Source organism: Saltatorellus ferox, assembly GCA_007751475.1.
Lineage (GTDB): Bacteria > Planctomycetota > UBA1135 > UBA1135.
Genome location: CP036434.1, coordinates 1,494,213 through 1,514,847, shown reverse-complemented (window position 1 = coordinate 1,514,847; position 20,635 = coordinate 1,494,213). Strand labels below are relative to the sequence as shown.

Genomic DNA, 20,635 nt, shown 5'->3' with positions numbered 1-20,635 from the left:
TGATAGCACAGCGGCAGCGGACCGGACGGACCAAAGGTCCGCTCCTGGATGAGGCGTGCCGGAGCGATCCACAGGGCGCTTTACACTGCTGTAAGGGGTCCCAGAACCCCGGTGGCGTGCCTCGGACGGGGAGCCGGAGGCAGGAGACTTCGCCCTCTTTTCACAAGGACGGCATTCTGTTCATTCCCGCCAGCGGTAGGCGGGATTATTCTGTTGCGCTTCAAAAGGGCTTCAGGGGACGCCAAACATCGGCGATGACTCCAGGAAGCTCCCTGGGAAGAGTCCATAGAAGGCTCGACGCCTGCACCTTCCCGTCCCTACTTCTGGCCCCCAAGGGTGCCTCACTGCTTCCGTCATGTCCGCCGCCCCTACCATCAAGAACCTCGCCATCGTCGCCCACGTCGACCATGGCAAGACCACGCTCGTCGACGCCATGTTCCGCTTCGCGGGGACGTTCCGCGAGAACCAGCACGTCGCCGAACGCGCCATGGACTCCAACCCCCAGGAGCGCGAGCGGGGGATCACGATCCTCGCGAAGAACACCTCGATCCAGTACGAGGGCACGCGGATCAACATCGTCGACACGCCGGGCCACGCCGACTTCGGCGGCCAGGTCGAGCGGACGCTGAACATGGCCGACGCCGTGCTCCTCCTCGTCGACGCCTTCGAGGGCCCGATGCCCCAGACGCGCTTCGTCCTCCGCAAGGCCTTCGAGCACAAGCTGAAGGCCATCGTGATGGTCAACAAGATCGACCGTCCGGACGAGCGCCACGAAGAGGTCCTGAACGAGGTCTTCGACCTGTTCGTGGAACTCGGCGCGAGCGACGAGCAGCTCGAGTTCCCGGTCGTCTACGGCTCCGGCCGCGACGGGTGGGCCTCGCTCGATCCGAAGGACACGGGCGGCAACCTCAAGCCGCTGTTCGACCTGATCCTCTCGGAGGTGCCCGCCCTCGACACGGACCCGACCGCCCCGGTCCGCTTCCAGGCCACGACCCTGGACCACGACGACTTCCTCGGCCGTATCGCCGTCGGTCGCGTCGAGCGCGGCACGCTGCGCGTCGGCAAGCGCTACGCCCTTGCGCACCCCGATCGTCAGAAGACGATCGCCGTGACGCCGAAGAAGCTTTTCCGCTACGAGGGTCTGAACCGCGTCGCCACCGAGGAAGTGCTCTGCGGCGACATCGCGATCGTGACCGGTATCGAGGAACTCGGGATCGGTGACACCCTGTGCCATCCCGACCACGTCGAGCCGCTCCCGGCGATCGCCATGGACGAGCCCACCATCTCCATGGTGTTCTACGTCAACAACTCGCCGTTCGCGGGCCAGGAGGGCGACTTCGTGACGAGCCGCCAGATCCTCGCTCGCCTCGAGAAGGAAGCCACCCGCGACGTGGCGCTCCAGCTCGCCAAGACGGACTCGGCGGATGCGTTCGAGGTCAAGGGCCGGGGCGTCATGCACCTTTCCGTGCTCATCGAGAACATGCGCCGCGAGGGCTTCGAGTTCGCCGTCGGGAAGCCGCACGTCATCCTCAAGGAAGTCGACGGCGTGCGCTGCGAGCCGTACGAGCGCGCGAGCATCGAAGTGCCTTCGGAGAACGCGGGCCGCATCATCGAGTACCTCGGCCGTCGCCGCGGTGAGATGATCCACATGGACTCCTCGGGCGCCCTCGCCCGTCTGGAGTTCAAGATCCCGGCGCGGGGCCTCATCGGCGCGCGGACGGCCCTCCTGACCCTCAGCCAGGGCGAGGCCGTGCTCAGCCACGTCTTCGAGTCCTGGGAGAAGGACGGCGGCACGATCCCGCGCCGCACGAACGGCGTCCTGGTCTCAGACCGCGCGGGCGACGTCGTCGCCTACGCCCTCGACGGCCTGCAGGACCGTGGAACGTTCTTCACCCTGGTCGGCACGTCGGTCTACGGCGGCATGATCGTCGGTGAGAACAACCGCGACGGCGACCTCGAACTCAACGTCTGCCGCGCGAAGAAGCTCACCAACATGCGTGCTTCCGGCCGCGACGAGAACGCCAAGATCACGCCCGCGAAGATCATGTCCCTGGAGGAGTCGCTCGAGTACGTCGAGGACGACGAACTCCTCGAGGTGACGCCGAAGAACCTGCGCCTGCGCAAGCGTCTCCTCGACGAGAACGCGCGGAAGCGGGACAAGAAGAAGACGGCCGCCGTCTGATCCTTCGTCCGCGGTGATGCATGAGAGGCGAGCTGGCCAGGGGGGAAACGCGCCCGAGCTGGCTCGCCGCGCCGAGCAGCGCTTCTTCCATTCCATCGTCTACTCGTCCGCCAACGAGGATGGAGCCGTCGGAGCGCGCCGCCGATCTACCTCGGCGAACGGTCCACCCAGCAGGCCCGGATCGTCACGGGTTCTCCGCGCTCGATCTCGATCTTGCGAGGGAGACCCGGAAGCCGTTCCCTCCGCTCCGGCGCCAGCTCGAGGGTGAGAGTCCCGGGCTCGCTGACCGCCACGAAGCCCTCGACGGCCTGCCGCCCGAGCCCCTCGGTAAGCTGACGGAAGCTGAGCACCGGCCGATCCGAAGATCCGGAGTGAAGCAGCGCACGGTCGAACGCGCGCCTCAGCTCCCCCACAAGGTCCCAGTACTCCTCCTCGGGGACGTTCCGGATACGAAAGCCGAGAGCCAACGTCTTCGCCGGATCCACCTCCACCTCCACGCGCTGAAATCCGGAAGCGGCCTGCACCGCCACAGCGCTCCCGACTGGTTTCCCGTTGGAGTCGGCCACCTGCAGGACGACCGTCCCCGGGGCGCAGCGAACCGTCCACTTTCCGGGGCCGCTGAGCGTGCCGTTCCACGTGTCGAACGGCGTGGCGCTCGGGTCCGGTGCGTCGTCGGCATGGCGCCATTGAAGCTGTTCATGGAACGGCGTCTCCGTGACCGACCCTCTCGGCACCTCGACGACCTCCAGCTCGGCAAGGCCAAGCTCCAGGACCTGTTCCTCCGAAACCGCCGGGGGAGCGAGATCGACCCACTCGCCCTCCGGGGACTCCTTGACAAGGCTGGCGAGGTCGAGCATCACCTGCGTGACCTGCCCCGGGACGATGTCCACGGGTTGGCGATGAACCAGCTTGATGCGCGAGGCCCTCTTCCTGTGCACGATGAGGTCATGACGACCTGAACCGATACCGTCAGCCCGATAGATTCCGTTTCTTCTCACGCTGTCCCAGTAGGCCGCATTTTCGCGACCTCGGACCAGGTAGAGCTGATAGAGCCCGCCTGCCTCCTGGCGGTTCAGCACCTCGATCTCCAGTCCCCCCATCCCCCGGAGAGTGACTTCAGCGGAGGGAGAACCGACCGGCCAGTTCAGCTTCTCCCACTGATGACCGGCCTTTCCGACCCAGAGCACTCGCTGGTAATCGGAGGGAAGCACGGCCACTGGACTCGAGGCGTCCCTGGCCAGCCAGCCGGCCTTCTGGCCAGGTTGGTGCAGGTCAGGTGCCACCGGGGGCGAACTTCCACCCACCGCGATGGAGAAGGGCATCAAGGTCATACGAATCCGTCGGCCCATGGGCACTTCGACCGCGACACGAACGTCGATTCCAGTGGTGATGGGCCGGCCTCGATCGTCGAGCACGGTCAGGGACCCGTTGCGAATTCGCTCGACCTGCATCGTCAAGGTGGCCGTCCCGGCGGGAACGACCCGAGAGCCCACGGGCCGATAGCGACGCCCTTCGTGATCCACGTCCATGACCACGAGGTCGGCTTCAGGAATCGGCATCGACCACGCTCCATCAAGTACAGCGCAGGGCTCGCCCTCCAGCGCCACCGACAGGAACTCGTCGCTCCTGTCCCCGAGGAAACTCGTGAGCAAAAGCTCGTCCGGTTGCCCTTCACGCGCTTCGATCTCGACGTCGGCCGACGACGCGAGACGAATCGAGGCGTCGCCCTTCAGTGGTCGCAGCTCCTCACCCACTCGCTCCACCAGCCGACCGTGGAACAAGCCGTCGTCCGGGCGCGCGAGCGCCTCGGGGACGACGATCGCCTCGCGCTGCGGCTTGGCGATCGGTCGCCCGATCGTCGCGACGCCGTGGAGTGTCTGCTCCGGATCCAACGCCTCCATGAGAGTAAGGCCACCGGTGGCGATCGGTCGCGAGCCTTCTGACCCGCCCTCTGGGGCGCGAACGATGACCAGTGCCAGCACTGCGGCGACAGCGAACCCGGCTGCAAGTGCAGACTTGAGCCCCACCGCCAGCATCCGCGGCGCCGCCCCCACCATCGCGCTGCGGCCGACCATCCGCACCGGGACCGGCGTCAGCGCGCTCATCCAGTGCGGATGCCCGCCGTCCCGATCGAGCCGTGCGCGCAGCTCTTGCCGCGCCCGCGTCAACCGATTGTGGATCGTCGAAACGGCGCAGCCCTCATCCCGTGCGATCCGCGCGGGACTCTGGCCGTCGAAGTACCGCCGAAGTAGCACACGTGCCTCGGGCTCGGGCAACGCCAGCACATGCTCCACCAGCCGTCGATGCATGTCCGCACGGATGAGAACGCTGTCGGTCGCCTCGTCGTCGACCGTTCGCGCGGCCCCCGCCTCGTGCTCCGCACGGCGGCCGGTGGCTCGAAACGCCGTCGCAGCCCGCCGCCGCAGGAGCGCTCCGAGCCAGGCGCGCAGGTCCCGGATGTCCCCTGGCGGCCGAAGCCACGCGGCGGTCAGGGCATCCTGGGCCAAGGCCTCGGGCTCCCCTCGCTCGCCGACGAGGCTGTGGGCGAGCTTCACCGCCCAGTCACGTTGCTCGACGAGTTCTTCGATCCTGATCGCGCTGCCTCTGTTGTGTCCCATCGCCGGAGGAGTCTCCGGTGCCGGAGATTCCTACCTCGGATTCTGCAACAAAGCCAGCGCCACCGCCGCAACGCTCTCGGTCCTGGCCGAGGTCACCGAACGCTCCCTACTCGAAGACGAGCAGCAGGCCGTTCGAGAAGTTCGACGTCGTCGCGCCGTTCACCGAGTCACGGAACCAGGCCTGGAAGTAGACGCGGTCGCCCGCTGTCACCGCCATCGGGCCGGTCGCCGTCGGGATCGCCGTCAGATCCGCCGCCAGCGTGAACGTACCCGCAGCACCGCTGCTCACGATCGCGCCACCGACGCCGCGGCCGAAGTTGGGCCCGATGCAGAGGTTGCCGGCGCTGCCGCCCGGGTTGGCGCTGAAGTCGCTGGTCAGGCTGGCGAGGAACACGCCGAAGGTGTTCTCGGGCATGTCGACGGCGGAAAGCGTGAAGTCGTTGGCGGCTGCCTCTTGGCTACCGTTGGCCAGAAGGCGCGCGCCGGTGCCGGTCGAGTTCGTGATCACGGTGCAGTAGGCGGTGCCGATGTTCCTGATCAGCGTGAGGCCCGCCGCGTAGACCTCGTTCGCGCCCGTCGAGTTATCGAGGTAGCCGATCGTGATCGAGTTCGTGGCTTCCGAAACCACCATGTAGGTGCACTCGTTGCGATCCACGAAGTCCGAGTCCGGTCCGCTGCTCGGGACGTTCAGGAGCGGCAGGAAGCTGGCGCCACCGTCCTCGGAAACGAAAAAGGCGAGCGTGTTGGCGCCGTTCGCATCGAGCTCGGCGTTCACCACGACGACGCCGGCGGTCACGACGATCTCGGGACGGTTCGCGACCGTGCCGAGGCTGATCGGAACGTCGCTCGTCCAGGTCGCGCCGCCGTCCTTGCTGTAAGCGAGATAGCAGTTGTTCGCGCCCGAGCCGCCCGCCATGCCGGCCGCGATGGCCTGGCTGTCCTCGTCGTAGACGACGTAGAGCTCGTCCGCGCTCTCGATGAAGACCTGCGGAATGTCCGTGTCCGAGCCCGCGACGATCTCATGCTGGAGCGAAAGCGTCACTTCGGGAAGCCACGTGAGGCCGCCGTCCTGGGACACGACGCAGTGGACACCTTCGCCGGCGGGCGTGTTCGGGTCTTCCTCGTTCCAGCCGATGAGGACCGTCTGGCCCTTGACCTCGAGCTGCGGCTCGTCGACGTTGCCCGAAAGATCGGACTCCGCGATGAACGGAGCGCTGAACGTCGCGCCGCCGTCGGTCGAGCGAACGACCGCGAGGTCGTCGTTGACGTCGACGTAGGTGATGATGACGAGGTCGCCATCGGCAGCGACCTTGGGATCATCGACGTCATCGGTCCCCGTCGCCGGGCTGACGATGACCGGCGTCGACCAGGTGAGTCCCGCGTCCGTCGAGCGCGTGTAAACGACCTCTTCCGCGCCGCCAGCGCCGGCGATCGCGTCCTCTTCCCAGGTGACGTGGAAGGTGTTCCCCGAGGCAGCGAGCCAGATGCGATCGATGTCGCTCGTGATATCCGCGCCCGCGGTGTTCGTGTTCAGCGGCAGCGAAGCCGCCATCCAGGTCAATCCACCGTCGGTCGACAGGTTGTAGAAGATGTCTTCATTGCCGGACGACTGGGCCGCGGCATCGCGCTTCTCCTCCCACACGACGACGAGGTTCCCGTTGTCCGCCACCGCGATCTTCGCGAAGTCGGAGTCCGTCGCGTTCTCCGCGTCGCCGAGGTCCACGCGGACGGGCGCGTCGAAGCTCAGACCGTCGTCGACCGAGCGTGCAAGGTAGATGTCCTGGGTTCCGCTGTTCGTGGCGAACTGCTCGGCCCAGACCGCGTAGACGCGGCTGCCCTGCGCGGCGAGAGCGACGCCGTCCTGGGAGTTGGCGCCGTTGAGATTGAGGCCGTTCGTGTTGATGCGAGCGGCGTCACGGACGATCTGGGCGTCCGCGCTCGCGCTGAGCGCGAGGAAGAGAGAGGCGGTGAATAGAGAGGCGGACCTGGAGGAGAACATGATTCCTGGGAGTGCGAGATGCGGGAAGCGCGTCGCTTCCACGATAGAACGCCGAGGGGTCGGCTCCACTGAGCCTGGATCCCGTTCGAACGGGGAGAGTTGTTCCAGGTACGCGTCAGGACCCGTTCAAGGGATCGCGAGGGTCCGATCAGCGTCCGGTCAGGAATCCGTGGTGAACCGTTCAACGGGAGGTCAGGGCGCGAGCGAGTGCAGCGGGCGCCCACTTCTTTGCGGGCGGCAAAAAGTCCGGATAAGTCTGCGTGAGTCCGCGCTCCCGGGACAATGACCACCGAGGATGAGCAAGAACCCGCCACAGATGGTCACGGAGGCCGATTTCGAGCGCTGGATCGACGCCTTTCGCGGGCCGCTCGTCGGCCTCCTGGCGTCGTGGGGCTCGGACTGGGCGGCGGCGGAGGAGCTCGCTGTGGACGCGTTCGCCGAGGCCTGGGTCGGACGGGAGCGGTTCCGGGGCGACCCCCAGGACCTCGGGGCGGCCGGGGCCTGGCTCAAGGGCATCGCGTTCCGACTGAGAGGCGCGCAGCAGCGCCGGCTTCGGCGCCTTCCGACCCTTTCGGCGGAGCGGCCGGAGCCCGCGGCTCCCGAGGAGGAGCCAGACGAACGGCGGGAGCATCTCGCCCTGGGGTTCGCTCGACTCAAGCCCGAGCACCAGACGGTGCTCCGGATGTACTACCTCGAGGAGACGTCCGCGGCGGAGGTCGCGGCGCTGCTAGGGCTGACGCCGAAGGCCGTGGAAGCGCGGCTCTACCAGGCGCGCAAGGCGCTGCGCGTCAAGGTGCACCAGGTGCGCAAAGAGGAGGTGACGGCATGACCCAAGATCACGAAGAAGTGAACAGCGCGCGCGAGAAGCGGATGGGTATCACCGAGGCCGAACTGCTCGGGCTGTTCGAACGACGTCGTCCGGACGCAGAGGCTTTCCGCCGGCGCATCGCGGATCGCACTGCGAATGGGGATGCCCCTACGAGCAGCGCGACCCACGAGGCAGCACCCTTCACCCGCTCGGAGTCCCCCAGGCCCTGGACGCGTGCCGCGGCCCTGCTGCCGGCTCACCTCTCGGGCGTGAAGCTGATTCCGGCGGCGCTCGTCTGGCCGCTCCTCGTGCTCGCCGCCGCGCTCGGTGGCTTCGTGTTCGGAAAGCGCTCGCTCCAGAAGAGCATGGACATCGACCGGCAGTCCGAGCGCTCCTCCGGCGAGGATCGATCCGGGTTCCTGCTGACCGCATTGAGCTTGGGCATGCATTTCCTGATCCTCGTGGCCCTCGCGGTCGGAGGTGTCAGGGTCACGGACGCGATCCTCGTGGTGCTGCTCGTCGGCATGTTCAGCTTCGTCTGGGTGGTTCGGGTCTCGGCGAGGGCGGGCCGCGTCACCCGAGCGGAGGTCGCGCAGCAGGCGCTCACGCTGCTCGATGCTCTGCTCATGGGAGGTGCATTCTGGTTCCTGACTCCGCTCGGCGGAGCGAGCCTGGAGAAGCTCCATGCGACCTGGACCATCGTGCCTCTGGCGGCGGGCATCATCGCGATTCACGCGATCACCGGACAGCGCGGCCGGATCGGCTCGATGCTCGTTTGGATCGTGCTGATCGCTCTGTTCTGGAACCCACTGGGGATCACGAACTCCTCGCCCGACTCCCTGCGAGAACAGGGGGAGCGCTACGAACTCGACGTCCACGATCTCGCTCGGTGGAAAGAGGCGGCGGCCATCTCGACGGCGCTGGCGGATGTGGACGAGCGCCCGGTTCACCCTTCGTTCCGCGTTCCCCTCGAGCGTGAGGTTGCGCACGCGGTACGGGAGCCCGACGGCGTCCACCCTGTCGTCTGGATGTCCGCGGACGCCATGGGCCTCATCGGGCCGAACGAGTGGGCGCAGCTCGCTCTGCACCAGAGCGAACGGCTCGAGTCCCTGAAGGACCATATCCAGCGCACGATCGAGGGCGAAGAGCCGCAGGGGATCAGCCGGACGATCTATCAGCAGTTCGACGTCCTGATGCTGCTCGCCACCGAGGAACTCGACGGCTCCGCGCGCGAGGCGCTCGCGCGGATGGTCCTCGCGAACTGGCCGAACAGCGGCGAACATGGTGCCCTCCAGCAGGCCGTGGCTTGCCTGCGGCTGCTCGAGCGGCTCGACAGGCTCGACCTCATCGAAGGGCGTCGCCAGGCCGCGCGACAGCTCGTGGCCGACCACTGGATCGCGAACGCGCGCCCCTTCCGCTTCGCGCGCGTGGGCGGATTCAGCCCTGACCCCGCGAAGTTCAGGACCTCCTTCGACGACTCCACCCTCGCCGGGGTCCTCCTGATGGCTCGCTTCGGCGTCCCTGACTCCGTCGATCTCTACTTGCTCCGTGGCTACCTTCGCTACAGCACCCGAGCCTTCGGGAGGATCGGCAGGAGGGAGCCGTTGGCCTACCTCCATGGTCTGGGACGCGCCGCTCTGATGCGTCTCGACAGGCAGATCGGTCTGCCGCCGCGCACCTGGTTTGAGCGCCTCATGGACCTGAGGATGATCCTGGTCGTGCTGCTCGTCGTGGGGCTCTGCCTCACGGCCATCCGCATCGCACCGCCCGACCCGCTGAGCTCGGGCAACGGAGCCCTGCCATAGCGCTGGTTCCTCTCACAGCATGATCGGACCCGCAACAGTCTCACCCTGAGACCATCGCCGTGACCGTTTCTGGGAGAGAGCGTTCCCTTGGGGATTCCTTCATCCCCTGATTGCTATACCCAGGTCATGTTCGCGGCTGCGCTCACCCTCCTCACCTCCTTGACGGCGCTCCTCCCGCTCGTCCAGGGGACCAGCGACGAGAACCCTCCCCCCGAGGGCGTGACCTGGTACGTCAACGCCGCGGGCACCGGCCTCGGCACGGGAAGCAGCGCCGACCCCTTCACAAACATCGCCTACGGCGTGAGCCGCTCCTACGTCGGTTCCGGCGACACCTTCCTCGTGGCCCCGGGCACCTACGACGACGAGGAGATCGACTTCTACGGGAAGAGCCTCACGATCCGCAGCAGCGGCGGCTCCAGCGTCACCACGATCATCGCGCGCCCGATGCTGAGCCCGATGGAGCCGCATTCGGCCGCGCGGCTGCGCTCGGGTGAGCAAGACGTTCTGATCGAGGGTTTTCGCTTCACGGGCGGCACCGGCTCCTACGAGTGCACCGGGTTCACGAGCGCCGTGGGCGGAGCGATCGAAGCGTGCGGCGGCGCCAGCCTGACCGTCCGCGACTGCCTCTTCGAAGCGAATACCGCCGAGCGCGGCGGGTCGATCTACGCGCAGGACGCCAGCATCGAGATCGAGGGCTGTCGCTTCACCGGGCCCGGCACAGAGGCCCGCGGCGAGGCCGTCTACCTCCTGCGCGCCGATGCCGAGATCAAGGACTCGATCTTCGAGGACCTCTTCTACGTCTCGGCCGACATCCCCCGCGGCGGCGGCGCGGTCGTCGCGGATCAGTCCACGCTGGAGCTGGAGCGCTGCACTTTTCAGCGCAACGCGACACGCTTCCAGGGCGCGCATCTCTGGGGCCGCAACGCCGACGTGACCGCGGACGGCTGCGCCTTCGGCTCCTCGACCGGCTACGCGGGCGCTTCCATCAGCGCCTCCGGTGGAACGCTGCGCCTCATGAACTCGACGGTGCGGCTCGCGCGCGCCATCCAGGCCCCGGGCGCCGGCATTTTCGGCTCCGGCGCGGACGTGCTCGTCGAGAACTGTCTTTTCGAGCTGAACAGGGTCGAGGGCACGCGCGAGGGCGGAGCCATCGCGATCCAGGCGGGCAGGCTAAACGTCGAAGGCTCCGTGTTCCTCCGAAACCACGCGGGGCAGGGCGGCGCGATCGCCATCTCCCAGTCCACGAACACGCTTATCAGCGACTGTCGCTTCGTGGCCAATGCCGCCCCGAACGGCGGCGGCGCCTTCGCGTCCGGGGATTCCTTCGCAACGATCGAGCGCAGCCTCTTCCAGAGCAACACGGCCCTGCCGACGGGGGCGGGCGGCGCGGTGACGGGACGGGCCGTCCTCGAGTACTGCACGCTCTCCAGCAATCACGCCGGAACCGATGGAGGCGCCGCCGCCGATCGCGCGAGCCTCGTGCGCTCGATCGCGTGGGCGAACACGCCGACCGACCTGGCGCCGGGCGTGATGGCGAACCAGTCCCTCGTCGGTCTCCCGGCGGGTGCCACGGTGACGGCTCCGATCGACGGCGATCCTCGCTTCTGGTCTGGCAGCGACTTTCATCTCCTCCCCGGCTCCCCCGCCATCGACGCCGCGCCGATCTCGGAAGGGCTCGATAGCGATGGCACCCGCGGTGAAATCGGCGCCTGGCCCTACGTCCCTGGCTACTGCCCCCCCGACCTCAGCCTCGGCCTCGAGACGCCCGTCTGCACGAGCATCGCGAGTTCCTCGGGTGAGATCGCCTCGCTGACGGCCTTCGGCAGCCTGAGCATCCAGCGCAACCGACTGCTGCTCCTGACGCGGGACCTGCCGCCCCAGGTCCCGACGCTGCTCCTCGCCTCGCGCAACCAGGGCATGATGACGGTCCCCGGGATGCTCGGCCCGCTCTGCCTCGGCAGCCCGTTCCTGCGCCTCTTGACCCTTCAGGCGCCGTCGCGTCCGGACGGAACCGCGCCGAGCTGGGTTCGCCTGACGACGGGCGGCACGAACCCGTCGCCGGCAGACCTGACCGTACAAAGCGGCGACACCTGGAACTTCCAGCTCTGGTTCCGGGACTCGAACGCGGGCGCCGTCACCAATACATCGAGCGCCGTGCAGGTCACGCTGCGCTGATAGCCCGACCTCCTCACGTCGCAGGCCGCGTCCGGTGGCAAGCGACCCGCCACCTGCGCCTCATCTCTGCCGGCGGGGCTTTGTCTTGGAGCGGAGGTCCTTGGCGTTCTTCATCACCAGGAAAATGCCGGTGATGGGCGCGAAGAACCACCCGAGGAAGAACCACAGCCAGGAACTGCGTCCGGTCTGCTGCGCCCAATAGGCGCAGAACAGCCCGAACAGATAGAAGACGAGACCTGTCGATGCGTAGCCCTTCATGGGGCCAATATAGCGCTGGCGCACCGTTCTTGCCCGGAATCGACATCAGGCCCAGGGCATCCAGCACCGCCGTTCTGCGAAATTGGAGACTGCGCTGGGGCAGCTGCGGTCAGGGGAGCACCTGACAGATTCCGGCATCGGCGCGGCCATCCCGATCGAATCGCGGCGGTGACAGAAGCCGATCCCACCTGCGCCTCCTGCGGGCGCCGCATGCCGACGCCTCGCCGCGGCGAGAACTCGTCCACGCCCCGGCGCTACTGCAGCGCCGCCTGCCGTCGCCGGAAGGTCCAGCCCGAAGATCTCAAGCTGGAATCATCCATTCTCGACCTTCTGGCGAGCCGAGCACACGACGCTTCGATCTGCCCCTCCGAAGCGGCACGCAGCCTCGGTGAGGGAGACGAAGCGCGCTGGCGCGCCTTGATGGAGCCAGCTCGCCGCGCCGCGCGCAGACTCGTGGCCTCAGGAGCCGTCGAGATCACGCAGAATGGCCGCGTCGTCGATCCGTCGACGGCCAAGGGCCCGATCCGCGTCCGCCGGGCGCGCGGCTTCCCCCGCCGATAGTTTCGCCGATAGCACACCGAGCACCCGATGAGCCCCTCCCCCGCCCGCCCGAGCACCGCTTCCGAAACCAGGTCCGCCGACCTCCGGGTCGCCATCGTCGGCGCCGGACTCAGCGGCCTGCGCGCCGCCCGCATCCTCCAGGACTCCGGCCGCTGCGACGTCCAGCTCTTCGAGAAGGCCCGAGGCGTCGGAGGCCGAACGTCGCTGCGCCGCGCCGACTCATTCGCGTTCGACCACGGCGCCCAGTACTTCACCGCGCGCGACGCTGGCTTCCGCGCGCAGGTCGACGCGTGGGTCGAGGCCGGCGTCGCCGCGCCGTTCGAGGCCAAGCTCGCGGGCATCCCTCGCGAAGGGAGCCTCCAGTTCAAGAAGAGCGATTCGACCGAACGCTTCGTCGGCATGCCCGGCATGAACGCCATGGCAAAGGCGATGGCGGAAGACCTCATGATCGAGGTGCGCGCGCGCGTCGATTCGCTGGAGCCGGAGGACGACGGGCGCTGGACCCTGCGCTTCATCGACGGGCGCGAAGAATCGGGCTTCGACGTGGTGCTCGTGACCGCGCCCGCGCCCCAGGCCAAAGCGCTGGTGGCGGCGTCGGAGAAGCTCCGCGAGGTCGCGGCCTCGGTATCGATGCAGCCGTGCTGGGCCGCGATGGTCGTCTTCGCCGAGCGCTTCGACGCTCCTTTCGACGGCGCGTTCATCGACGCGGGGCCGCTCTCCTGGGCATGTCGAAACAGCGCCAAGCCTGGCCGCCCCGAGGGTGACGCCTGGGTGCTGCACGCGAGCCCGGCGTGGACGCAGTCGCACCTTGACCTGGAGCGCGAGGAGATCGCGAGCCGCCTGACGACCGCGCTCGGGGAAGCCGCCGGAATCCCGACGCCCGAGTATCTGCACGCGGACGCCCATCGCTGGATGTACAGCAACGTGCGTGAACCGAGGGAGGACGGCGCAGTGTTCGACGACGAGCTGGGCCTCGGGCTCGCGGGCGACTGGCTGAACGGCGCCAAGGTGCAGGGCGCGTGGCTTTCCGGCCAGGCACTGGCGGAAGCTGTTCTGGCTGCGCGGGCTCGCTGATCTTCCGCCATGGCCGCGTCTTTCCAATCGAAGCCCGACCTCGTCCGCACCACCGAGCACGGCCTCTGGTGCGAGGCGGGCGGCTTCTACATCGACCCATGGAAGCCCGTCGACCGCGCCATCGTCACCCACGCCCACGCGGATCACACGCGGCCTGGATCCCTGCGCTACCTGTCGTCCGAGCGCGGCGCGGACCTCGTTCGCCAGCGCACGTCGCTGGCGGTCCACGGTCCCGTTTGCGTCGAGTCGATCCCCTACGGCGAACGCCGCCAGATCGGCGACGTGACGGTCAGCCTCCACCCCGCCGGCCACGTGCTCGGCTCCGCCCAGGTCCGCATCGAGCACCGTGGCGAGGTCTGGGTCGTTGCCGGCGACTACAAGGTGGACCCTGACCCGACGTGCGAGCCGTTCGAAGCGGTGGCCTGCGACGTGTTCATCACCGAGAGCACCTTTGGGCTTCCGGTGTTCGACTGGCCTTCGCCGGAGAGCGTCGCCGGTGAGATCATGGCGTGGTGGCAGGCGAACGCGGAGGCGGGACGCACGAGCCTGCTCTGCGCCTACGCGCTCGGGAAGTCCCAGCGCGTGCTCGCGGGGCTCCTGCCCCATATGGGCGAGGCGCCCGGGCCGATCGCGGTGCACGGTGCGCTCCACAACCTGCTCCCGCCCTATCGCGCCCAGGGCATCGAGCTGCCGGAAACGCGCTACGCGTCGCCGGAGGTCGCCAAGGAGATCAAGGGCCGCGGCCTCGTCGTTGCGCCGCCTTCGGGGAACGGTACGCCGTGGATGCGCAAGTTCGGCGACGTCAGCACGGGGTTCGCGTCGGGCTGGATGGCGCTGCGCGGGCCGCGGCGCCGCCGGAACTTCGACCATGGCTTCGTGGTGTCGGACCACGCCGACTGGAAGGGGCTCCTCTCCGCCATCGAAGCGACCGGGGCGAGCCGCGTGCTCGTCACCCACGGCTACATCGACACGCTGGTGCGTTACCTCTCCGAAGAGCGTGGCCTTCAGGCCGAGCGGCTCGACTCGGAGTTCGAGGGGGAGGAAGGCAGCAGCGCCGATGTGGGTGCTACGACTGCGGAGGGGGCCGAATGAAACGCTTCCACGCTCTCTTCCAGGCCCTCGACACGACGCGCAAGACCTCCGCCAAAGAGGCGGCGCTCGTGGACTACTTCCAGAGCGCCCCGGCGGCCGACGCCGCGTGGGCCGCGCACCTGCTCCTCGGCCGCAAGGGCCGGCGCGCGGTCAACACGCGGCTTCTGCGCGAGTGGGCGTCCGAGATCAGCGGCCATCCGCTGTGGCTGGTCGAGGAGAGCTACGACGCCGTCGGCGACCTCGCCGAGACGATCGCGCTGCTGGTCCCGGAACCCGCGGGCCGCGTGGAGCCGCCGCCGCTCGCGCAGTTCATCGAAGAGCGCGTCATCGGCCTCGCGGCGCTCGACGAGGACGCGAAGAAGGCCCTCGTGCTCGATACCTGGCGCATCACCAACGAGGGCGAGCGCTTTCTCTTTCACAAGCTGATCTCCGGCGGTTTCCGCGTCGGCGTGGCGAAGGGCCTCGTGGCGCGCGCGCTCAGCGTGGTAGCAGGTGTCGACAAGCCCACGATGCTCCACCGCCTCAGCGGTCGCTGGGAGCCGACGGCGGAGGCGTGGCAGCGGCTCATCGCCGAGGAAGAAGAAGGCGCGGACCCGCTGCGCCCCTACCCGTTCTTCCTCGCTCACCCCGTACCCGATGAGATCGCCGAGATCGGTCCAGCGACCGACTTCCAGGCCGAGTGGAAGTGGGACGGGATCCGCGCGCAGGCCGTACGACGCGGCGAAGAGCTCCTGCTCTGGTCGCGCGGCGAGGACCTCGTGAACACCGGCTTCCCGGAGATCACCGCCGAGTTCCGTGCGCTCCCCAAAGGCACGGTGCTCGACGGCGAACTGCTCGCGTGGGACGGCGACGCGCCGATGGGATTCCATGCGTTGCAGCGCCGCATCCAGCGCAAGAGCGTATCGGCGAAGCTGCGCGCGGAGGTGCCGACGCGCTTCATCGCCTACGACCTGTTGGAGCAAGGCGGCGAAGACCTGCGCGCGCTGCCCCTCGCCGACCGCCGAGCCCGACTGGAGTCCCTCGTCGCGGCCGCGAACCTCCCCCACCTCGGCCTCGCGGAGATCGTCCCCGGACCGACATGGGAAGAACTCGCAGCGACGCGCGAATCCTCGCGCGAGCGCGGCGTCGAGGGCCTGATGCTGAAGCGCCGCGACGCGCCCTACGGCGCTGGCCGGGTGCGCGGCCCGTGGTGGAAGTGGAAGATCGATCCGTTCACGGTCGACACGGTGATGATCTACGCCCAGCGGGGCCACGGCCGCCGCGCCTCCCTCTACACCGACTACACGCTGGGCGTGTGGGACGGCGATCAGCTCGTGCCGGTGGCGAAGGCCTACTCCGGCTTGACGGACGCGGAGATCCGCCGCGTCGACCACTTCGTTCGCCGCAACATCAAGGACCGCTTCGGCCCGGTCCGAGTGGTCGAGCCGAAGCTGGTCTTCGAAATCGCGTTCGAGGGCATCCAGCCGAGCCCGCGGCACAAATCCGGCATCGCCCTGCGCTTCCCGAGGATCGCGCGCTGGCGAGAGGACAAGCCCCCGGAGGAGGCGGATACGCTGGAGTCGCTGAGGGAGCTATTGGGTTCTTGAGCAGGAGCCCCCAGGCGGGTTCTTGGCGGTAATGTGGCGGTACTGAGCCTGACCCAATGGCGGTACTGAGCCTGACCCAAAGCCGCCACGTTTCCGCTCGAAGGAGTGGCCCGGGCGGTTTTCTGCAGCTGCGCTACTGGAAAGTGACCCCGACCGTCGTCGAGAAATCGCTTCCCGTGCCACGACGGAACCAGAGCTGGAAGAAGTGCGTTTCCCCGGCTGAGGCGCTGACCGCGCCTGTCGGAGTGGGGATGGAGTTCAGGTCGATGGTCTGCTGAACGAAGCCGGTCGATGAGGGCTGAAGGACGTTCCCTGCGTAGCGTCCAATCGGCGTGGCACCGCCCAGGCAGAGCGACAAAGCTCCGCCGAAGTTGGGGCCAAGCTGGGTCGACCGCGAGGTGAGGAAGTAGCCGAAGGTGCTAGCTGGAACTCCCGTCACGTGGAGCGTCAGGTCATTGCCGCCGACGGCCTCGGCCCCCTGAACCGTGAGCTTCGCGATGCCCATGGGCAGGAACGGATCGCAGGTCGCGTCCGTTCCGACGGGCGGCTTTCCACTCAGCAGGATGGCGCGGCCCCGATAGTCGTCGAAGGGCCAACGCTGGTTGCCTACCAGGAAGTCCTCGACACCGTCCCCGTTGACGTCAGCAGCGCCCGAGAAGCTGGTGCCGAAGCCGTTGCTCGTGGTGACCTCGACGGCATGCTCCGCCAGAACGGCCCCTGTGGCGCTCGAATAGACCACGAGACGGTCGCTGCCATACCTCTTGAATGCAGCGAAGTCCCGGAGGCCATCCCCGTCTCGGTCAGCGATGGACTTCGCGTACCGCCCAAGGGATTCCCACTGCTGCGCTCCCTCGACTTCGGTGATCACGGCGCCAGTCAAGCCGGAGTGAATACGAACTCGCCCGACGAGAGAGATCACACCGCCTCCTGGGGCGTACCGACGTGCCTCGTTCGTCGCTAACAGGACGTCTCCCAGACCGTCGCCATCGACATCCCCCATGCCGTCGACAGCCAACCCCATCCTGGTGTCCACCTGAACCTGCGGCGCAATCGAGCGAATCAGGGCACCCGTTCTCCCGGAATAGATCCGTACATCGTTGAACGAAGCGAACGGGGCCCCCGCCACCACATCGTCGAAGCCATCGCCATCGACGTCCTCGACGATCGCAGTGGACTGCCCTCTACCCTCCAGCTGGGTCGTTCCGCTCGCGGTGAAAAGAAGCGCACCGTTCGCGCCCGAGAACACGCGTACGCGACCGCCGCCATAGGCCTGATGACTCGATCCAGGCTCGGCGATAGCCAGGTCCTGAACTCCATCGCCATTGACGTCACCACCGGCGTCAAGGACTCGGCCCAAGCTCGAGCTCGACTCGGTGCCGCCGAACAGGCGAAGGACGCTCCCATCGACTCCCGAGTACACCATGACGCGCCCGCTTCCCATCACCGGTCCGGAGAAACCAGGCGCCGAGATGGCGTAGTCCGACACGCCATCGCCGTTGATATCACCGTGGTCCACAACGGCAGTGCCAAGGCCCATGTTGATCTGAGTTCCCTCGTGCGCCCTGATCTCGACCCCCGTGCGACCGGAGTAGATCGACACGCGCCCAGCACCCGTGCGGCCGCCGGCGGTAGCCGATGGAGCGCCGCTCGCCCATTCGAGGAAGCCATCCCCGTCGAGGTCTCCGAGGAAGGCGGTTGCCCAGCCGAAGTTATCGCCATCGCTCACACCGAACTGATCGGCGAGCATGAACTGGGCGAGGGCGGTGGGCGCGAGGAGGGTGAGAAACAGTCCGGTGGTCAACGTGTGCTTCATGGTGCGAGTGGGTTGTCAGTCGTGGGAAGAGGGTGCGAGGCCCGCCAGCATCGAGGAGTCCCCGCCGTCAGTCGAACGTCACGCGCAGTGCGCTCGTGAGATTCGAGGCCGGTCCATTGGGGCCGACATCGCGGTACCACATCTGGAAGACCAGTGAGTCCCCAGGCTGAACGGCGCCGAAGCCTGGCAACGGCAGAGCCTGGCTCAGGTCCACGTTCAGGCTTGCCGTTCCCGCACCGTCGGTAATCTGAACCTGGCCTGCCCCGTCGAAGGCGGCGAAGCCGTGATTGCCGAGGCAGAAGGTGCCCAGGCTCGAGCGATAGCGCGGCTCGTAGCTGGTAAAGCTGCCCACGAAGTACACACCCAAGGAGTGAGGCGAGAGCTGGCTCGAGGAGAGGGTGAAGTCATTGACCGACACCCGCAGGTCCCCCTGGAAGTCGAGGTCTCCCTGCTGGCCGGTCGAGTTGAAAGCGCTGGGCGCGCAGAACTTCTCGCTGCCGGCGCCTGACCGGCGCATCCAGCCGATGCCCCGGGAGACTCGGCCCCCGACCAGGTCCTTGACGCCGTCGCCATCGATGTCGGCGGACGTCAAGGAGATGAACGGAGGAACGGCCGCGACGGGTTGACCGCCACGGTAGGAAGAAGTCCCGATCCCGTAGTGAATTCGCAGGCCCGTGGAGAAGATGCCACCGCCACCGTCGACCGCATCGAGGGAACCGTCGCCATCGATGTCTTCCATGGCCACTCCCGTCGAGCTTGCGATGGCGGTCGGGAACCCGGGCAGAGGCACCGGGACGAATCCATCGTTCCGAAGCAGAAGCGGCTGACCGAGGCTGAACAGCGCAATATCCCGCGACCCGTCGCCGTCGAAGTCTTCGAAGCCGATCGGCGCGCTCGGGAAGAAGACCGGGCGACCGTCGCGTTCGATCCAGGTCGAGCCCGGCGCCTGCTCGATCAGGTAGAGCTTCGACTCCGCCACGACCGCGAGGTCTTGATCGCCGTCCCCGTCCAGATCATCAGCAGCCAGGATGTCGATTCTGTCCGAAGGGCGAGGCAGGGCGACCGGTGCACCGAAGGAACCGCTCCCGTCGTTGGCTCGGAGCACGAGGCGTGGCATCACCTGCCTGCCGATGACGAGGTCCACATCGCCGTCACCGTCGAAATCTGCCACCGTGAAGGCAGAGGCGTTCAACGCGACGTCCTGGCGAGCGCCGAAGCCATGGGTCCCCTGGAAGCTCAGAAAGAGGCCGGAATCGAGTCCGACGAGGTCGAGGTCGCCATCGCCGTCGAGATCGACGAGCGAAGCCTCCAGCAACTCGTCCACGTCCGCGATGCGCACGCTGGGGAAGAAACGTCCGCCACCCGCATTCTCGAGGAGCCGAACCTCACCCTCGACGATGTCCGACACGAGGTCGACATCGCCATCGGAGTCGACGTCCGCTGCGCGCACCAATCGAGGGTTCTGGTACCTGGCGACGGCAAGGGAGAAGAAGCTGCCGAACTGACCGTTGCCGTCGTTGATCGCGAACTCGACGTAGCGCGCGTCGATGGATCCGAACGCCAGGTCGAGGTCCCCATCCCCATCCAGATCGAGGTCGAGCAAGGCCTGCTGGCTGCTGGGCTCGAAAGGCCAGGCGGCGAAGTTCTGAACGGGGCCGAACGACCCGCCTCCGAGGTTCTCCGCCCACCCGGGCGCTGCCGTCCCGGCGATCAGGTTGAAGGTGCCCGTCGTCACGAGGTCCGGGTCACCGTCTCCGTCCATGTCGGCCATCTGGATCTCGCCGATCTGATTCTGCTGCGTCCCGATCGCCTGGGGCTGGGCAAAGGAACCGCCCCCCAGGTTGCGGAGCCACTCGGTCCCGCCTGCACGCTGGTTCGTGTAGAGGTCCAGCAGGCCGTCGCCGTCGATGTCTTCCACGTCCAGACCGAAAGAAGTATTGAGCGAACCGAACGTGGGACCGGCGGTGAACTGAACCGGGCCATCCTGGGTGAACAGTCGCTGCGTGGCGTTGGCACCTGGGACCTCACCCACCACGAGATCGGAATCACCGTCGCCGTCGAAGTCAGAGGCCACCAGGCTGTAGGCGCCTGGCAAGGAAACGAGAAGGGCGCGCGGGGCGAACCCGGCCGCGCCGAGCCCGCGGTACCAGTTGACCTCGCCGGTCTCGAAGTTGGACGCCACCGCGTCCTTCACGCCGTCGAGGTCGACGTCGAGCGTGGCGAGCGTGCCTGCGCCGCCGTTCGCACCATCCATCAGCTGCGGCGGACCAAAGCGGCCAGCGCCATCGTTGCGCAAGAACTGAAGCGTCCAGGTGAGGTTGGCCCCCCTCGAGATCACGACGAGATCGATGTCCGCGTCCCCGTCGATGTCGAGCCACTCGGTCTGGCTGGCTGCGACGGGGCCGATGTCCACGGAACGAAAGGCGCCGAAGCCGCCGCCAGCGAGGGCCGGGTGATACCCGAGCTGGGCGCCGACCAGAACGAGGTCCTGGGCGCCGTCACCGTCGAGGTCGACCCGTTGAAGCTGCGAGAGAGGGCCCGCGCTGTGACCCTCGATCAGTCGCAGCGGGGAGAATTGCGCGGAGGCGAGGGTGGCGGTCAACGCCGAGCCCAGGAGAAGGCTGCAGGGGCGAATCGAAACAGGGAAGTGTCTCATCCAAATCC

The 20,635-nt window shown here is 67.6% G+C and carries 13 protein-coding genes; 8 read left to right on the top strand and 5 right to left on the bottom strand.

All coding sequences use genetic code 11. The features are described 5' to 3' along the window. Positions 1–355 precede the first annotated feature (355 nt). On the top strand, positions 356–2,182 hold the full coding sequence (gene typA, locus Poly30_RS05535) for a translational GTPase TypA (RefSeq protein WP_145195107.1): 1,827 nt from the start codon (positions 356–358) through the stop codon (positions 2,180–2,182). Positions 2,183–2,328: 146 nt separating this feature from the next. On the opposite strand, the gene Poly30_RS05530 is transcribed toward typA, so the two are convergent. After that, a complete protein-coding gene (locus tag Poly30_RS05530; RefSeq protein WP_145195105.1) occupies positions 2,329–4,800 on the bottom strand; it encodes an RNA polymerase sigma factor in 2,472 nt (823 codons plus the stop codon). 106 nt (positions 4,801–4,906) lie between these two features. Continuing rightward, entirely contained in the window at positions 4,907–6,799 is a 1,893-nt protein-coding gene (locus Poly30_RS05525) for a sialidase family protein (protein WP_145195103.1), read from the bottom strand. A gap of 295 nt (positions 6,800–7,094) precedes the next feature. Between Poly30_RS05525 and Poly30_RS05520 the strand changes: the two genes are divergently transcribed. From Poly30_RS05520 to Poly30_RS05510, 3 genes are all read left to right on the top strand, one after another. Next, entirely contained in the window at positions 7,095–7,628 is a 534-nt protein-coding gene (locus Poly30_RS05520; RefSeq protein ID WP_145195101.1) for an RNA polymerase sigma factor, read from the top strand. Next, positions 7,625–9,412 carry a hypothetical protein gene (locus Poly30_RS05515; protein WP_145195099.1) on the top strand — a complete coding sequence of 596 codons (1,788 nt, stop codon included), beginning with the start codon at positions 7,625–7,627 and terminating at the stop codon, positions 9,410–9,412. Before Poly30_RS05520 ends, Poly30_RS05515 begins: the two co-directional genes overlap by 4 nt. A gap of 126 nt (positions 9,413–9,538) precedes the next feature. Then, positions 9,539–11,587 (top strand): right-handed parallel beta-helix repeat-containing protein, encoded by a 2,049-nt coding sequence (locus Poly30_RS05510; protein ID WP_145195097.1) that lies wholly within the window; start codon positions 9,539–9,541, stop codon positions 11,585–11,587. A 60-nt stretch (positions 11,588–11,647) separates the two neighbouring features. Here the strand turns inward: Poly30_RS05510 and Poly30_RS05505 are convergent, their stop codons facing one another. Further along, positions 11,648–11,845, bottom strand: a complete 198-nt coding sequence (locus Poly30_RS05505) for a hypothetical protein (protein ID WP_145195095.1) — start codon at positions 11,843–11,845, stop codon at positions 11,648–11,650. A gap of 210 nt (positions 11,846–12,055) precedes the next feature. Here Poly30_RS05505 and Poly30_RS05500 point away from each other — a divergent pair, with 210 nt between their 5' ends. Genes Poly30_RS05500 through Poly30_RS05485 form a run of 4 tightly spaced genes read left to right on the top strand, consistent with a single transcriptional unit; the run spans position 12,056 to position 16,158 of the window. After that, complete coding sequence (locus Poly30_RS05500) at positions 12,056–12,406, top strand: DUF3253 domain-containing protein (protein WP_145205955.1); 351 nt, start codon at positions 12,056–12,058, stop codon at positions 12,404–12,406. A 27-nt stretch (positions 12,407–12,433) separates the two neighbouring features. Beyond that, the gene (locus tag Poly30_RS05495; RefSeq protein WP_145195093.1) at positions 12,434–13,480 is read left to right on the top strand and encodes an NAD(P)/FAD-dependent oxidoreductase; all 1,047 of its coding nucleotides are present in this window, start codon (positions 12,434–12,436) and stop codon (positions 13,478–13,480) included. Between the two features lie 9 nt (positions 13,481–13,489). Continuing rightward, a complete protein-coding gene (locus Poly30_RS05490; RefSeq protein ID WP_145195091.1) occupies positions 13,490–14,572 on the top strand; it encodes a ligase-associated DNA damage response exonuclease in 1,083 nt (360 codons plus the stop codon). After that, on the top strand, positions 14,569–16,158 hold the full coding sequence (locus Poly30_RS05485) for an ATP-dependent DNA ligase (RefSeq protein ID WP_145195089.1): 1,590 nt from the start codon (positions 14,569–14,571) through the stop codon (positions 16,156–16,158). The genes Poly30_RS05490 and Poly30_RS05485 overlap by 4 nt, the downstream gene beginning before the upstream one ends. Before the next feature lie 133 nt (positions 16,159–16,291). Here Poly30_RS05485 and Poly30_RS05480 read toward each other — a convergent pair whose 3' ends face one another. Then, on the bottom strand, positions 16,292–17,971 hold the full coding sequence (locus tag Poly30_RS05480; protein WP_145195087.1) for an integrin alpha: 1,680 nt from the start codon (positions 17,969–17,971) through the stop codon (positions 16,292–16,294). Between the two features lie 67 nt (positions 17,972–18,038). Then, positions 18,039–20,627 (bottom strand): FG-GAP repeat domain-containing protein, encoded by a 2,589-nt coding sequence (locus Poly30_RS05475; RefSeq protein WP_145195085.1) that lies wholly within the window; start codon positions 20,625–20,627, stop codon positions 18,039–18,041. Positions 20,628–20,635 lie beyond the last annotated feature (8 nt).

What these genes read in the sequence shown, in the direction of transcription:
- typA (WP_145195107.1), top strand. Translation starts at nt 356, where the DNA reads ATGTCCGCCGCCCCTACCATCAAGAACCTCGCCATCGTCGCCCACGTC.
- Poly30_RS05530 (WP_145195105.1), bottom strand. Translation starts at nt 4,800, where the DNA reads ATGGGACACAACAGAGGCAGCGCGATCAGGATCGAAGAACTCGTCGAG.
- Poly30_RS05525 (WP_145195103.1), bottom strand. Translation starts at nt 6,799, where the DNA reads ATGTTCTCCTCCAGGTCCGCCTCTCTATTCACCGCCTCTCTCTTCCTC.
- Poly30_RS05520 (WP_145195101.1), top strand. Translation starts at nt 7,095, where the DNA reads ATGAGCAAGAACCCGCCACAGATGGTCACGGAGGCCGATTTCGAGCGC.
- Poly30_RS05515 (WP_145195099.1), top strand. Translation starts at nt 7,625, where the DNA reads ATGACCCAAGATCACGAAGAAGTGAACAGCGCGCGCGAGAAGCGGATG.
- Poly30_RS05510 (WP_145195097.1), top strand. Translation starts at nt 9,539, where the DNA reads ATGTTCGCGGCTGCGCTCACCCTCCTCACCTCCTTGACGGCGCTCCTC.
- Poly30_RS05505 (WP_145195095.1), bottom strand. Translation starts at nt 11,845, where the DNA reads ATGAAGGGCTACGCATCGACAGGTCTCGTCTTCTATCTGTTCGGGCTG.
- Poly30_RS05500 (WP_145205955.1), top strand. Translation starts at nt 12,056, where the DNA reads ATGCCGACGCCTCGCCGCGGCGAGAACTCGTCCACGCCCCGGCGCTAC.
- Poly30_RS05495 (WP_145195093.1), top strand. Translation starts at nt 12,434, where the DNA reads ATGAGCCCCTCCCCCGCCCGCCCGAGCACCGCTTCCGAAACCAGGTCC.
- Poly30_RS05490 (WP_145195091.1), top strand. Translation starts at nt 13,490, where the DNA reads ATGGCCGCGTCTTTCCAATCGAAGCCCGACCTCGTCCGCACCACCGAG.
- Poly30_RS05485 (WP_145195089.1), top strand. Translation starts at nt 14,569, where the DNA reads ATGAAACGCTTCCACGCTCTCTTCCAGGCCCTCGACACGACGCGCAAG.
- Poly30_RS05480 (WP_145195087.1), bottom strand. Translation starts at nt 17,971, where the DNA reads ATGAAGCACACGTTGACCACCGGACTGTTTCTCACCCTCCTCGCGCCC.
- Poly30_RS05475 (WP_145195085.1), bottom strand. Translation starts at nt 20,627, where the DNA reads ATGAGACACTTCCCTGTTTCGATTCGCCCCTGCAGCCTTCTCCTGGGC.